10 protein-coding genes are annotated in these 14,045 nt (G+C 59.7%); 4 read left to right on the forward strand and 6 right to left on the reverse strand.

The features are described 5' to 3' along the window. Positions 1–334: 334 nt before the first annotated feature. Positions 335–3,691 carry a UvrD-helicase domain-containing protein gene (locus tag CSC62_RS16715; RefSeq protein WP_162407815.1) on the reverse strand — a complete coding sequence of 1,119 codons (3,357 nt, stop codon included), beginning with the start codon at positions 3,689–3,691 and terminating at the stop codon, positions 335–337. 142 nt (positions 3,692–3,833) lie between these two features. On the opposite strand from CSC62_RS16715, the gene CSC62_RS16720 reads away from it, so the two are divergent. Further along, complete coding sequence (locus CSC62_RS16720) at positions 3,834–5,270, forward strand: IS1182 family transposase (protein ID WP_063305633.1); 1,437 nt, start codon at positions 3,834–3,836, stop codon at positions 5,268–5,270. A gap of 213 nt (positions 5,271–5,483) precedes the next feature. Here the strand turns inward: CSC62_RS16720 and CSC62_RS16725 are convergent, their stop codons facing one another. Further along, positions 5,484–7,226: an ABC transporter ATP-binding protein gene (locus tag CSC62_RS16725; protein WP_162407816.1), complete on the reverse strand. Its 1,743-nt coding sequence runs from the start codon at positions 7,224–7,226 to the stop codon at positions 5,484–5,486. Positions 7,227–7,455: 229 nt separating this feature from the next. On the opposite strand from CSC62_RS16725, the gene CSC62_RS16730 reads away from it, so the two are divergent. Then, complete coding sequence (locus tag CSC62_RS16730; RefSeq protein WP_162407817.1) at positions 7,456–8,079, forward strand: tyrosine-type recombinase/integrase; 624 nt, start codon at positions 7,456–7,458, stop codon at positions 8,077–8,079. Between the two features lie 581 nt (positions 8,080–8,660). On the opposite strand, the gene nhaA is transcribed toward CSC62_RS16730, so the two are convergent. Then, on the reverse strand, positions 8,661–10,010 hold the full coding sequence (nhaA, locus tag CSC62_RS16735; RefSeq protein WP_162407818.1) for a Na+/H+ antiporter NhaA: 1,350 nt from the start codon (positions 10,008–10,010) through the stop codon (positions 8,661–8,663). A gap of 335 nt (positions 10,011–10,345) precedes the next feature. On the opposite strand from nhaA, the gene CSC62_RS16740 reads away from it, so the two are divergent. After that, positions 10,346–10,792 carry a fasciclin domain-containing protein gene (locus CSC62_RS16740; RefSeq protein ID WP_162407819.1) on the forward strand — a complete coding sequence of 149 codons (447 nt, stop codon included), beginning with the start codon at positions 10,346–10,348 and terminating at the stop codon, positions 10,790–10,792. 128 nt (positions 10,793–10,920) lie between these two features. Further along, positions 10,921–12,075, forward strand: coding sequence for a sensor histidine kinase (locus CSC62_RS16745; protein ID WP_211369034.1), 1,155 nt, complete (start codon positions 10,921–10,923; stop codon positions 12,073–12,075). 585 nt (positions 12,076–12,660) lie between these two features. On the opposite strand, the gene CSC62_RS16750 is transcribed toward CSC62_RS16745, so the two are convergent. From CSC62_RS16750 to CSC62_RS16760, 3 genes are all read right to left on the reverse strand, one after another. After that, positions 12,661–12,873, reverse strand: coding sequence for a hypothetical protein (locus CSC62_RS16750; protein ID WP_162407820.1), 213 nt, complete (start codon positions 12,871–12,873; stop codon positions 12,661–12,663). Between the two features lie 45 nt (positions 12,874–12,918). Continuing rightward, positions 12,919–13,434 (reverse strand): hypothetical protein, encoded by a 516-nt coding sequence (locus CSC62_RS16755; RefSeq protein WP_162407821.1) that lies wholly within the window; start codon positions 13,432–13,434, stop codon positions 12,919–12,921. Next, a partial coding sequence (locus CSC62_RS16760; RefSeq protein ID WP_162407822.1) for an SOS response-associated peptidase family protein occupies positions 13,431–14,045 on the reverse strand: 615 nt, incomplete at its 5' end. The genes CSC62_RS16755 and CSC62_RS16760, both read right to left, overlap by 4 nt.

The raw sequence follows: 14,045 nt of genomic DNA on the forward strand, positions 1-14,045 counted from the left end.
CTCGGCCTGCTTGAGCACGGCGATGATCTGGCTGTCGGTGAAGCGGGACTTCTTCATGGAACCTCCTCGGAAAAGGGTACGAGAAAATTCCACTTCTGGCGTCAGCTAACAGCCGGGGGGATTACCCGTTGATCTACCGCCGGACGCAAAACCTCGGGGCGGTCCAGCTATTGCTTGGGCATACGAAGCTAGAGAGCACCGTTCGCTACCTGGGCATCGAGGTCGATAACGCCCTTGAGATCGCCGAGCAGACGGATGTCTGAATCCATAAGGCTCGCTCCTCGACCTTAGATGGTCGAGGAGCGACCAGAAGCTGACGGTCATTCCCTGGGCTTCAGTACACATCCCAACCTTGTTGTCTCCAGTCGTCAGCACTAGCTCGGTACTTGCCCGTAAGAATCGCGATTGGCGGCTTGATATTTGGCCAAGCAAGTTCAGCGTGAAGGCCATGGGAGAGAGAATGTCCAACTTCGGGCAGGCCCAGTGACTGCCCAGCCAGACGGTCCCAAATGGATACGGCCTGTTGAGAGATGTTCTGCCGGATAAACGACCCCCGGTCGATCCGGTCCAGATGCTCCTTAATCGACTTCGCTTCGGTTCCAAGTTGTCCGTCTTTGTCTTCGGCTCGTTCGGCAGCCAAACACTTCATCATCATGGCTCCAAGATAAGGCGACTCCTTGCCTGTCTCAGTGAGAAACATCAAACGATTCTCAGCCCGGGTAGCTGCGACATAGAACAACCGCCGCTCCTCGGCAAGCACGTCCTCTGCTGCCACGCCAAACGGACCAAAGAGCTGATTGTCCGCATGGACTTTGGGGAACTGCCGCATCACCGACTCCAGCACGATGACCGTGTCGGCTTCCTTTCCTTTGGCCTTGTGGGCTGTCATGACCTCGATCGGCACAGCGCCGTCTGTTACTGACTTGCGCCGCCCACCAACCACGGCAAAATCGTTCGCGAGATCCTGCAAGTCTGGATGTCGGTGCAGAGCCAGCTCGAGGCATTCGCCGAAGCCAGCCAAGCTTTCGCCGTAAGCATGACCAGTGCGAGCAAGGATCAGCACCGAAGGCATCCAACGCAGTCCTTGTGCAGAGTCGGTAAACACTGAGGCCACGATGTAGTCGACACATGCCTTCAGTGCCCTGGCGAGCTCCCATTTGACGATTTTGCGGCCATCATTGAGATAACTTGTTGCAGTTTCTGCATAAGCCGACCCGTTATCAATCCAGACCTTGTCGCTCGCCACCAAATCGATGTCACCATCGAAATTATGATGGGCGAGCGCTGGCTCCCCATGCCCTTCCATGAGCTGATTGCCAGCGCCCACGACGGCCCTGCCGGAACGGCGATTCTTTGAGATGGTCGCCATCCCTGCTCCGGAAAAATGTTCGTCAAACCTTCTGAAGAAGGTTGGCTGTGCGCCGGCGAAACCATTGATGGCCTGCCAGTCGTCTCCCACCGCAACCACGCGAACCGAAGGGTTCGCGTCGATAATCGCGCCGATCACACGGTAGTACAGCTCGGAAAAATCCTGGAACTCGTCGATCAGGATCCAACGCAGGTCACGAATGGCGATGGAGTCTTTCCGGTTCAGTTGCAGACGCGCCGCAACGCCGTCTTTCTGAACGCACTCGGCCGCTGAGATCAAAAGATCGTCAAAATCTAAGGCCGACTGCGCGACCAACTGCCTCTCGTACGCGGCATAGGCGTGAATGGCCAGCTCATGGAAAGCACGATTTCGCGGCTCAGGATCCGGAGCATCCCGCACGAGTCGAGACATGTCCTCGACCTTCCAGCCCCGCTTCTTGGCCCGCGAAATGAACTGCAGGAAGAGTTCGGCCATTCTCGAAACGGTTCTCGGTGCCTCTGCGACCCGCCGGACCAACTCATCATGCGGAAGTTTGTGACAAGGGATGCCTGCGCCTTCCAGCAGAGACCTCAGCGATTTCTCGAATGCCTCGCGGCCACGAGAAAGCATGCCTGCATGGGTTTCCAGCAGTGCAACGCCGCGTTTCTCCCAGAACTCGCGCTTGGCCTTGATCTGGTCCAGATAATCTTGGGTCTTGGTCTCCCACCAGTCCGGCAATTGCGCAGAAGGGTCGTCCGGGTTGACCGCCCAGTGTTCGAGGATGAAATCTCGGCCACCATCAATGATGGAGAAGTCGGGTCGATAGGCGGCGCCTCTCAATCGGTTCTGCTTGTCCCAGGGCCAAACTTTCTCGTACTTATATGCGATACCGTGCTCGAATAGGAAGTCGGCGATGAACTTCTCGCCATTGGATTTGACCGTCTGGCCGCCAAGCGTGTAGTCCGCCATGGATCGCCGGAAGGCCACATACTCTTCCTTCGACAGGTTGGAGCCAAGGCGATCCAATTGCTCCAGCTCAAGGCGGAAGAACTCATAGAGTCGTTCGCGAAAGGCCGGATTCATGATGGACTCGATGAGCCGCTCGACGAACCCTCTCTGTTCCCGGCGGGATGGCGCCAAGTTGCCATCATCAAAGATCAGGTTGCGCCCGGCATGATCCGCAAGCTGCCATGCGAGGCTGTGGAAAGTCCTCGCGTTGCGAAACTCGTCAATCCCAGCCGCGCCGCGAACCCGCTCACCAATTTCGTTCGCCGCCTTCTTGTTGAAGGCAAGAATCAGCACTTTGTCAGGATCGAGAGCTTCGTCGTGAATGGTCAACGCCGCCAGTGCGGCTAAGGTCCTCGTCTTACCTGATCCGGCGCGTGCGCGGATCAATCGATGCTGCTCTGGGCGCGCGCAGGCCAGCAACTGTTCCGGGTCGAGCGGCATTCCAAGGCGCGCAAGACGCAGCTTCAGCTTTGGCAGCTTCAAGCGGGCGTAGTCATCGGCTGACAGGTATCCATCAGGTGCATCGTCGTAGCGCGCATCCAGGTCTGCCAGCGACGCAGCCGGGTACTTCTCCACGAAGCCCTTGATTCGAACGGCTTCCGCCCGTAACTCTTCGAAGGCGACTATCGGCCACCATGATCGACAATTCACATAAACCCGATCAGCGCCTTCGATATCGAGATTCTTCAGAAGTGAAACGACCTCACCGCGAAGTCTCTCCTGCCGCCTTCGGCGCCTGGCAGCCCAACGCTCTCGTATCCGATTTCCATGCGCAGAGCGGCAGCTTGCTCGCTCCTGCTCATACAGATCCTTAGCCCAGAAATCCACGCAACCCGCGTAGGCGACATCAGCCTGCCTGTAGCGCCCGCGTCGCAGCAGTTGCCTGACATTCTCTGTTAACTTATCCTGCGCATCTCTCCGTCGCGCTTCGGCTTCCTGCTCAATGCGACGAACCGCCCGCATCCTTACAGCCTGGTAGTCGATTGAACCCCACCATCCTATTGCGTGTTCGTCGAACTCCCTATCGGCTTCTTCAATGCTTCCCTTCTCGAGCAGGTCTTCAATGCGTGACCTGATCTCCCCTTGGGCGCGTCGTCGCTCAGCTTCCTCGGCTCTGCGACGTTCGATCGCCGCTACCGCATCCGACAGGCGCATTCCCCGATACAGGAGTTCATCCCCGGCGGTCTCTTCTCGGCGACCCTGCGCATTCCATCGGACACGGTAAAGATGCACGCCACTGAATGGTGCTACGCCAAGATCCTCAACGATTAAGCCATCCCCTCCTTTCACATGGGACACGATCTCCCCGACAAGTGAAACCGGCGCGGAGTTCATCGCGAAACCTCACAATGACCTAGTATGGAGGATACAACAGGGTAATCCACCGCCGAAGATTCAGTGTCTGCTTTGGGCCGAGGCTGTGTGAAAACTCCGCCTCTACTGGCATGATCTGAGCACTGGCCGATGGGTGCTCTGCATGAAGCGATTCGTGGATGGCGTTGATCGTTCCCAAGGGCTTTTGCTCCCTGATCGGCTGGAAGACTTCGTCCACGATGACAACCCGGTGCGGGTGGTTGATGCCTTCGTGGAAGCACTCGATCTGAGCAGACTGGGCTTCGAGGCCGCCAATCGCGTGGCTGGGGGGCGTCCTGCGTATCACCCCGCGGCACTGCTCAAGATCTATATCTACGGTTACCTCAACCGCATCCAGTCCAGCCGTCGTCTGGAGCGGGAGGCACAACGGAACCTGGAGCTGATCTGGTTGACTGGCCGGCTGGCGCCGGACTTCAAGACCATCGCCGACTTCCGCAAGGACAACGGCAGCGCGATCACCGCGGTGTGCAGCCGGTTCGTCAGCCTCTGCCGGAACATGAAGGTCTTCTCGCACGCGATCGTCGCGATCGATGGCAGCAAGCTCAAGGCGGTGAACAGCCGGGATCGCAACTTCACCGTTGGCAAGATCAAGGGGCGCCGGCAGCAACTGGAGGAGAGCGTTGCGCGCTATCTGGCCGAGATGGACCGCGCGGATCGTGATCCAAGCTTGTTGCCAGAGGGGCGCGTTCCGCACCTGAAAGACAAGCTGGCGAAGCTGCGCGCGCAGATGGAGACGCTCGACGCTATCGAGAAGCAGCTCGAGGCTGCGCCAGTTAACCAGATATCGCTGACGGATCCGGACGCGAGATCAATGACCTCAAGTGGTCGTGGCACGGGAACGGTTGGCTACAACGTTCAGGTGGCGGTCGACGCCGAGCGTCATCTGATCGTCGCTCATGACGTGACGAACGACGGTCACGACCGCGCGCAGCTCTCGCGCATGGCAACGAAGGCAAGGGAAGCCCTTGGCACCGAACGCATGACGGCACTGGCAGATCGTGGCTACTTCAATGCGCCAGAGATCCTGGCGTGCGAGGAGGCAGGCGTCATTCCGTTGGTGCCCAAGCCGCTCACGTCGAACAGCAAGGCCGAAGGCCGGTTCGACAAGCGGGACTTTGTTTATGACGAAGCCGCGGATGAGTACGAATGCCCAGCAGGCGAAAGAGCGATCCATCGCTTCACGGCCGAAGAAAAGGGCCTGACCCTGCGTAAGTATTGGTCCTCGGCCTGCCCCCGCTGCCCGATGCGGGCGCAATGCACGACCGCAAGCTATAGACGAATCACCCGCTGGGAGCACGAACACGTGCTCGAACGAATGCAGATGCTGCTGGATGCCAAGCCGGAAGCGGCCGTAGCACGGCGACAGACGGTTGAGCATGTCTTCGGCACGCTCAAATCGTGGCTCGGAACGACGCCATTGCTGACCAAGACACTTCCAAAGGTCAAAACGGAGATCAGCTTGGCGGTTCTGGCCTACAACATGAAGCGGATGATCAAGATCATGGGCACCGATGGCATGGTGCGGGCCATCGCGGCCTAATCATCACGCTTTTTGCTGTATCGCCGGCCGCTCGAACTGGCTACGTCGGCGTCGCCAGCCCGCGCATACGAGTTTTTACACAGCCTCGGCCGAAGGCGGCCCTCCCCTGCCCCCGATAACCGGCCCTAATCCCCTGCTCTGGTCAGTGGCGACTTCCGGCCAGGAGTGGACACTTAGCGGACACAACGCTAGCGCGAATACTTTGAGAGCCGACTATCCCCCTATGCTCTCAATGATCATGTGGCGGATGGTCCGATTCTCTAGCTTGGAAACGATGGGGCTACTGTCATCCACGTTGTCGTGAACGTGCATGCCCTCGTTGTAGATGATGCCCAGCAAATAGATGCTGTCATCGACATCGACACCATTTGCAACAGCAAAATCCAGCTTGTTTTTTGTCTTTGAAGTATTGAGGAACTCAGACTTTCGAGCCGGATCTTGGATCGCATCGTAAATAGTCTTCTCGATCCTAACCCGGACAAAACAGCAGACCGCAAAGGGGTCATAGTTGTCCGATTCGTTGAAGTACTTGGTCCACTCCGCTTCTGTGTGCCGATGGAATGCGATCGAGTCTCCCCAAGTCTCTCTCAAGCCGAGAGCCTGGAAATGCGCTCTTACGTCAACCGGTGACGGGTCATAGTGGAGATAGTGGCGGCCGACGAAATTTCTTATGGATGGCTCATCCCGCTTTGCGATTAGGGCGCGGAAGTCCTTGTTTATGGCCGGCTTGGACTTCTTTAGAAAATAAATCTTCTGGCTAGCAAAGGTGAAGTTCCTGAAGTAGTATGGGTTCAGATGCGTAAGAATCAGAGGGTACACACTCCTTTGTTTCTCACGGACTTTCTTGATGAGCTTGGTGATGTAGTACTGGACAGCAACGAGGTTCGCGTCATCGAGGTAATCAAACACCTCGTCAATGACGAGAATTGTGTCGCGTGACGAGATGGACCGCTCGATCTTTCTCAACTCTGCCGCAAAGCACAGCGAGTCGCGCTGACCATTCGAGATATGCATTGCTGGTGGAAACGAGACGACGAGACTTCCCTTGCGCTCGATAGGCTTGACCTTCTTCCATGTAGCACCAAACGCCCTGATGATGTCCTCAAAGCTCTCCTTTTCGTTGAGGTAAGAAAGATACTTGCACGCGTCCTTGAACGCCTTCTTGTCCCCAAGGTAGGTCAGCGCCACCTGCAGGCCAGAGAGCAGCGCGTCGATGCGGGGCTGCCCGGGGCCGGCAGCGAATGTCAGGAGGTCCGCTAGCTCCTTGATGGCCTCAATAGATTCGAGACGTGGCGCTAGAGTGCCAACAGCCCATGCGCGTATTTCGTCTCCGGTTCCGGCTTGCGCCTGTAGCGACGCGATCATGTCCGTGATTTCATTTTGAATGCGGACGCCTGCCACCTTATCCATCAGGCCATAGAGCTCAATCAGACCGTCCGCAAACACCGGACTCGCGAGTGTCTTGCCGAGGTTCCGAAAGGCCTTGCCGGACGACCCGAAGCGAGCGCGCATGACCGCCACGTCATAGACATGGTGTGCCTTAGGCGGAATAGTTTGGACCAGCACCAACTCGCTGATCTCCAGCGATGCCGTTGCAGTCGTGAAATTGCCCATGTTGTGCTTAGTGGCCTTCGCCCGTAGCCGGCTGGTGACCACATAGACATCAAAGACTCCCGCAATAGCATTGCTGTTGCCGTCTGCGACAAGGGCGGAACTCTGGCCGTTTTGCCTGATCGTGAGCGTCAGTTTGGGGGCGAGCGATTCATCTCCAAGATGGCGTTGCTCCTTTGGGAGTTCCATTCGCTTGCTTTTAAGCGCGGCAAAGGCGGCGGCGAGCGAGCTTTTGCCGAACCCATTCGGTGCGACGAGGAGCGACGGCTTGTTTGGAATAATGTCGAGTGCGAACGTACAACTGGCGATACCCCTTACGTTCTCGATGGCGATAGATTTGATCATCGTTCTTTCCCCTGCGAATGACAGATCGAATTATGGCGTGGCGGGCCGATTACATCAGGGCAGTAGCCCAGCGCCATAACTTGGGGAATACTTCAAGAACGCGGCTTGAGTCCAGTGAAGCACCCATTCGATGAGACCCTAGAGCCGACCGCTGTCCGCTTCGGGTCGCATCACGCCCGTTTGGCACCCATGAGAGAACCATCCCATCCCCTTCCAATAGGAGATGGTCATGGCAAGCCTTCACACATCACAGCCCCGTCAGCCCTGGAACAAGGGAAAGCTGGTCGGCCAGAAGGCACCGCTCAAGCTCAAGGACATCTGGGCGATCCGGGTCCGGCTGCAGCTACGCAACAAGGTCCGTGACCTGGCTCTGTTCAACTTGGCGATCGATTCCAAGCTCCGTGCCTGCGATCTGGTCAGACTCCGGGTTTCTGACGTGTCCCATGGCGGACTCATGGCCTCTCGAGCCATGGTGATGCAGCAGAAGACCGGACGGCCCGTCCAGTTCGAAATCACAGCAATGACCCGTGAAGCAGTCCGCGCTTGGGTCCAGAAAGCCGACCTGAATCCCTCGGACTTCCTATTCACCAGCCGGGTGTCGGACTCGCCCCACCTGTCGACGAGGCAGTACGCGCGCATCGTCCATCGCTGGGTGGAAGAAGCAGGCCTCGAGCCGGGATCCTACGGCACCCACACAATGCGCCGGACCAAGGCTTCGTTGATCTACCGGCGGACGCGGAACCTGCGAGCCGTACAACTGCTTCTTGGTCACACTAAGTTGGAAAGCACTGTGCGCTATTTGGGGATCGAGGTCGACGATGCTCTAGAGATTGCTGAGCAGACGGATGTCTAAGTCCAAGCACGACCCCTCGGATCACCATGGCCGCGCTTCAGCTCTGCGACGTTGCGCTGAAGAGTGACGGGAAAAGGAGCCCATCCTGAGCGCGATGGCGCGCAGCTGATCGCCAGAAAAACCTGAATAGGCTGCTCAAAAAACATGCGCCTGAAGTATTCCTCCAGGGAAAGTATGAATTTCTTCATTTCGTACTCGTCAATAAGTTGACATACGCAAACGGTGTGCCTGCGATGCCGCATTAAGAGCCGGAATTTCAGGCTAACGCCGCATATGCATCACCAACCTCACCACGACGCTTCAATGCGCTGGGGCACTATCCGCTGATCTCTCGGCCAGTGCCGGCTGCGGCCAATACCGTTCACGCCGCATATGGGACATTGGCGTACGCTGGCTCGGCTCGATGCACGTCATCGATTGAGATTTCGTTACATGACAAGTGAAAAGCAGCATCGCCGCGTCAGCCAACATGGCCCGTTCGACCACACCCATGAATCATCCGTGACCCGGGCGATCGCCGTGGCGGAAAACGAAGGGTGGCCTGTTGCCAAGGCTTCGACCGAAGAGTCGATAGCAGCATATCATTCGCTTCGAGCGGAGCTCGCATTGGCAGTCTTGCGTCGTTGATGCAGGGACGTCAGCCAACGCAGAACCGCCAAGCCGCAAGCTGCCGACAACACCGAGCCGCAAAGGATCCCGATCTTGCCAGAATCGAGATGCTCCGCATCCAGCGCAAGTTCGGCGATCAACAACGCCATGGTGAAGCCAATGCCGGTCAGCAGCGCTCCGCCAGCGAGCAGCGACCAAGAAAGTTCCTTCGGACGGATGCCTACCCGCAACCTGGTCGCAAGATAGCTGAAAAGCACCACGCCGATCGGCTTCCCGCAAAACAGGCCGAGGGTCACTGCAGTTGCCAAGCGCCAATCCACGGCGGTTGTCGACAGGGGCAGCCCGGCATTGGCGAGTGCGAACAACGGCAACACCGCGAACGCCACCCAAGGGTGCAATGTAATCTCGAGTCGCTCGAGCGGGGATAGCGCCTCTCGTGCGGCGACGCCGGCGCGCCGCAGATCCTTTCGATCCATGGTATCGCCACTCCAGTGTTCGCCCCGTGGATAAGCGACGACCTTGTCCAGGATTGCATGGAGCCGGTTGTCGCTGACCCAGCTTCGGGCCGGCGTCATCAATCCGAGCACGACGCCGGCCAGCGTCGGGTGGATGCCGGACACGTCAAGCGAGAACCATGCCATGCCCCCGAACGCGAAATACACCGCGACATTGCGTATCCCGAGGCGGCCCATGGCGACGATCGCCACCAGCGCCCCTGCTGCCCACGCGATCGCCGTCCAGTCCACATGACTGCCGTAGCCGAGCGCGATCACCATGATGGCGCCGACGTCATCGAAGATCGCCACCGAGAGCAGGAATAACCGAAGAGTTCGCGGAATACGGGCACCCAATACAGCCAGGCTGCCGATCACGAATGCGGTATCGGTTGCCATCACGATGCCCCATCCATTCCCCGCCGATTGGCCTCGTTCCATCGACAGGAATACCAGGGCTGGCACCACCATGCCGCCCAGAGCCGCCGCCATAGAGAACAACGTGATGCGCAGATTGCGCAGTTCGCCGAGCACCATTTCCCGCTTCATTTCCAGCGCAACGACGAAAAAGAACAGCGTCATCGCGCCGTCGTTGATCCAGCGCTTGATCGAGTGCGAGAACTCGACGTCCCCAAAGCCGATGGTAATCGGCGTCTCCCAGAACGCCATGTACGGGACGGACCACGGCGAATTGGAAGTGGCCAGCGCGACGGCGGCGCACAGCAGCAGCACAACTGCCGCAAGGGCCTCGATGCGAAGGAACCGCACGAACGGCTTGGAAAACCGATGGACCGGCTCATGCGGAAGATGTCCAAGCCCATGATTCATGCGCGTTCCCGTGAGCCGAGTACACCAGCGTCATCGCAAGCCTACGCCTGCTGCGTCAAGGAGACCGCACCATTCGACTTGGGCAAGTCAGCATCCCGACGCGCAAAGGCCTCACGGCTGCGTCGAAAGGGCCAAGCACTGACACTATAGTAACAACAGGAAGCGCATGCTCTCCCTTGCACTACGACGCAATGTCGTAACGGCCACTCAGCCGCGCCGCACGTCCTCTCACTCTCCGCACTGAGCATCTCGTCCCCGCCTTCGGCGGGAACCACGGCTTCGACCGTTTCCGATTTCGCATACCCGCGAATCGCTTAAAAAAAGGCAATCATTCCATGAGCATCATGAGCAATACTCCCAGCAACACCAAGAACCTCGTCGACACCGCCGCCGCCAACGGGTCGTTCAAGACCTTCGGCAAGGCGCTCGAAAGCGCCGGACTGAGCGATACCCTGCGCGGCGCAGGCCCGTTCACCATCTTCGCCCCGACCGATGCTGCGTTCGACAAGTTACCGGCCGGTCGCCTGGACAACCTCCTGAAGCCCGAGAACAAGAAGGAACTGGTGTCGCTGCTGAATTACCACGTCATCAACGGCCGCAGGATGGTCGCCGACGTCGGCAAGTGGGAAACCGCCAAGACCGTCAATGGGCAGCCGGCCCCGATCAAGATGACCGATGGCAAGGTGAGCATCGATGGCGCATTGGTGACCTCGGCCGACATCGGCTCCAGCAATGGCGTCCTTCACGGCATCGACAAGGTCAACATCCCGACCAAGCAGTAACGTCATGTCCGAACGTCAGGGAACGGCGGGCAACCCCGCCGTTTTCTTTGTGTCGCGTTCAATCCGACACGCCAAGATTCCTGACCAACGGTTCTTCCTCCTGAACACAACCGGAGTATGGTGCCGAGATGATGCACAAGTTCCTCATCGCGAATCGGGCTGAACTGATCGCAAGATGCAGGGCCAAGGTCGCCAAGCGCGCGCCGCCGGGCATGTGCGAAGAGGAGTTGCAGCACGGCGTCACGATCTTCCTGGACCAGCTCATCAAGACGCTCACAATGGAGCGCACTGCGGACTCGTCCCGCAGCCGCAAGATCTCCGAGCGCGCGGGCGGCGGCAAGCCGGCGTTGTCCGAGATCAGCGAATCGGCGGCCCTGCACGGCAAGGAATTGCTGCAACACGGTTTCACGGTAGAGGAAGTCGTCCACGACTATGGCGATCTTTGCCAGGCCATCACCGACCTGGCGTTCGAACGCGGCGCTGCCATCGGCATCGACGAGTTCAGGACGCTCAACCGGTGCCTGGACAACGCCATCGCCACGGCGGCCACCGAGTTCAGCTACCAGCACGATTTCGTCATGGCGGGCCTGCAGGCCGACGCATTGAACGAGCGGCTGGGATTCTTCGCGCATGAGTTGCGCAATCTTCTGTGCACCGCGACGCTCGCGCTTTCGCTGATCAAGGAAGGCCATGTCGGCCTATCGGGCGCCACCGGCGGCGTGCTGGATCGCGCCCTGATCGGATTGGGCAACCTCATCGATCGTTCCCTCGCCGATGTCCGTGCCACGGCCGCCATGCAGGTGCAGCATCGACTGTTCTCGCTGGCCGACTTCATCGCCGAGATCAAGTTGTCGGCAACGCTCGAGGCGCAGGTCAGGGGCTGCGTTCTGGCGGTGTCGCGCGTCGATCCGTCGCTGGCGGTCGATGCGGACCGGGACTTGCTGCTGTCGGCAACGGGGAACCTGCTGCAGAACGCGTTCAAGTTCTCGCACGCGCACAGCGAGGTCACCCTCAACGCCTATTCCGTGGCCGATCGCATCCTGATCGATGTCGAGGATCACTGCGGCGGGCTGCCGCCTGGCGCCGCGGAGCGCATGTTCCATTCCTTCGCGCAGATGGGTGCCGACACCAGCGGCCTGGGGCTTGGCCTGTCCATCTCCCGCCGCAGCATCGAGGCGAACCATGGTGTCCTCAGCGTCCGTGACGTGCCCGGTACAGGCTGCGTTTTCACCATCGACCTGCCGCGCCATTCGTTGTCGGCAGGCAGCGCCACCACTAGCTGATTCAGCTAAGTTGACTGGCCAGTCCTCGGCGGTTCGCGAGGATGGCAGAAACGTCTGCTTTGGGTCGACACGAGACGGTCAGGCTCTAGGATGGATGTCTCCTTTCGTCAGCGCTTGGCGCAGGCGTTCCGGTCGTTTATTTCGAGCGGAATAGCCCTACCCGACCCTCGGATTTCCCCTGCCCCTCGCCACGCCGATTCCCTATGGGTTCGGCGGCTGCCTCAAGCCAGCATGACTGCACCCGCAACGCCCCGCACCGGCTTATAGCCAAGGTAGCGCCCCCGGGGCGTGCCCCGCATGGACGCGGGGCCGCTGGCTCTACAAGGGGAATCAGCCCACATGAGCCTCGGCATGGAACCGATCGTCATTCTCCTACGTGAGTGCGCTGACGGATGGCGCATCTTCCAAGGCGAGTCGCCCTTGTTCTTGTTCCAGGCCTACGACCAAGCAATTTTCACAGCCCGCCTTGTGGCATCGATCTAGGTCGAGATTCGGGAGGCTGCTACCTGCATCGTGGCGCAGCGCTTGGGCGAGAAAGCGGTCCTGGTCTCGACGTTCGAGCCAGTCGCAGCTTGATTCGCTCGGCTACGCCTGCGGGATTAGTTCGGCCGCGACCAGCATACGGTCGATGCTCTCCCGGACATGCAGCGCATGCTCGGGAGGTACGTTCTCAGTCAGTACCTCTGCCTCGCCGGCAAAGACCTCCAGCAGCTCGTCCGGCGCGTATTCGGCTACCAGCATCGGGATCAGGGCTTCCAGCCCGGCCAGCTCGGCGTCAACTTCGGCCCGGCTCTTCATGGCGGCATGGTGTCTCTGAGGGCGTAAGTTGCGCGGAGACCCGGCTCAGTGCACCGCCGCGGCGCCGCCGCCTTTGCCGATCTTGGCCAGGACCTTCGGAATGTCGGCGAGGAGCGTGAGCAGCACGTGCCGGGGGATCAGGTAGTCGTTCTTGTGGGATTCGGCCTTTGGTCCCCCTAGTAGGGTCACGTCGATGACGGCGGCGACAGCCCCGAACTCGGGTACCACCTCGGTGATGCCGAAGCTCTGGCACAAGTAGACCGCGCCGCCCGTCGAGCGCAAGGTCGGGCCCTGATCCCACGCCGGCAGCTCGATGCGGGCAGGCGCCAGCACGTCTCGGTCGGCACCCATCTCGGTCATCGCCTCCAGCATCGGCTGCTTGGCGGCAAGGATGTCCTGCAGCACATCCTGATGGACGATCAGGCCACTGCGCTTGCCTTCGAGTTGGCCTTGGCCGCGAGGCGTGCGGACGAAGATGTCGGTCAGGATGCAGCCTTGGTCCGGTAGGACCTCGCCGAAGGCGAAGCCCAGGATCTGGTCGGCGTCCTTGTAATGGGTCATGCGGCCTTCCGGTGCTCGTAGTAGGGGTGCCGCTTGTCATCGAAGATGCCGTAGAGCGCGGCCAGGTTGCCCGGGTCCGGATTGAGCCAAGCATCAATGTGCTCGGGCTTGATGTTGATGATGGTGCGGTCGTGGCCGGCAGCAGCGACTTCGGGTTCCGGCTCGTCGGTGATCGCGGCGAAGCTGAGCAGGTCCGGTTCCTTGCCCTTCGGGTCGGTCCAGTTCGACCACAGGCAGGCAATGAGCATGGGCGCCTCGTCGCGCGGGGTGAACTCCAGGACCTGGTTCTTGCCGTCCGGCCCCTCGACGTTCTCGTAGAACCGGGTGGCCACCATCAGACCGTGGGTGTAGCCGAACTGGCCCTTCCAGAAGCCTTCCAGGTTGTCCCGTCGGGCGTTGTAGGTGCCCGGATACTGCCGGTCATAGCTCGCCGGCTTGCCAGCCGGGCGGCACTGGTAACGCATCGGGCGGATGACCCGTTGGACGCCCTCGGACACGATCACCGAGGTGTATGTCCCGGGGTAGATCCGGTTATCGCGGTCCTTGGGGTCCGTCCGCCGCAAGTCATCCAGCGCCACCTGGGCCTTGCCCATCTTGTCCGTGCCGATGCG

Origin of the sequence: Pseudoxanthomonas jiangsuensis (genome assembly GCF_010093185.1) — a bacterium.
Lineage (GTDB): Bacteria > Pseudomonadota > Gammaproteobacteria > Xanthomonadales > Xanthomonadaceae > Pseudoxanthomonas > Pseudoxanthomonas jiangsuensis.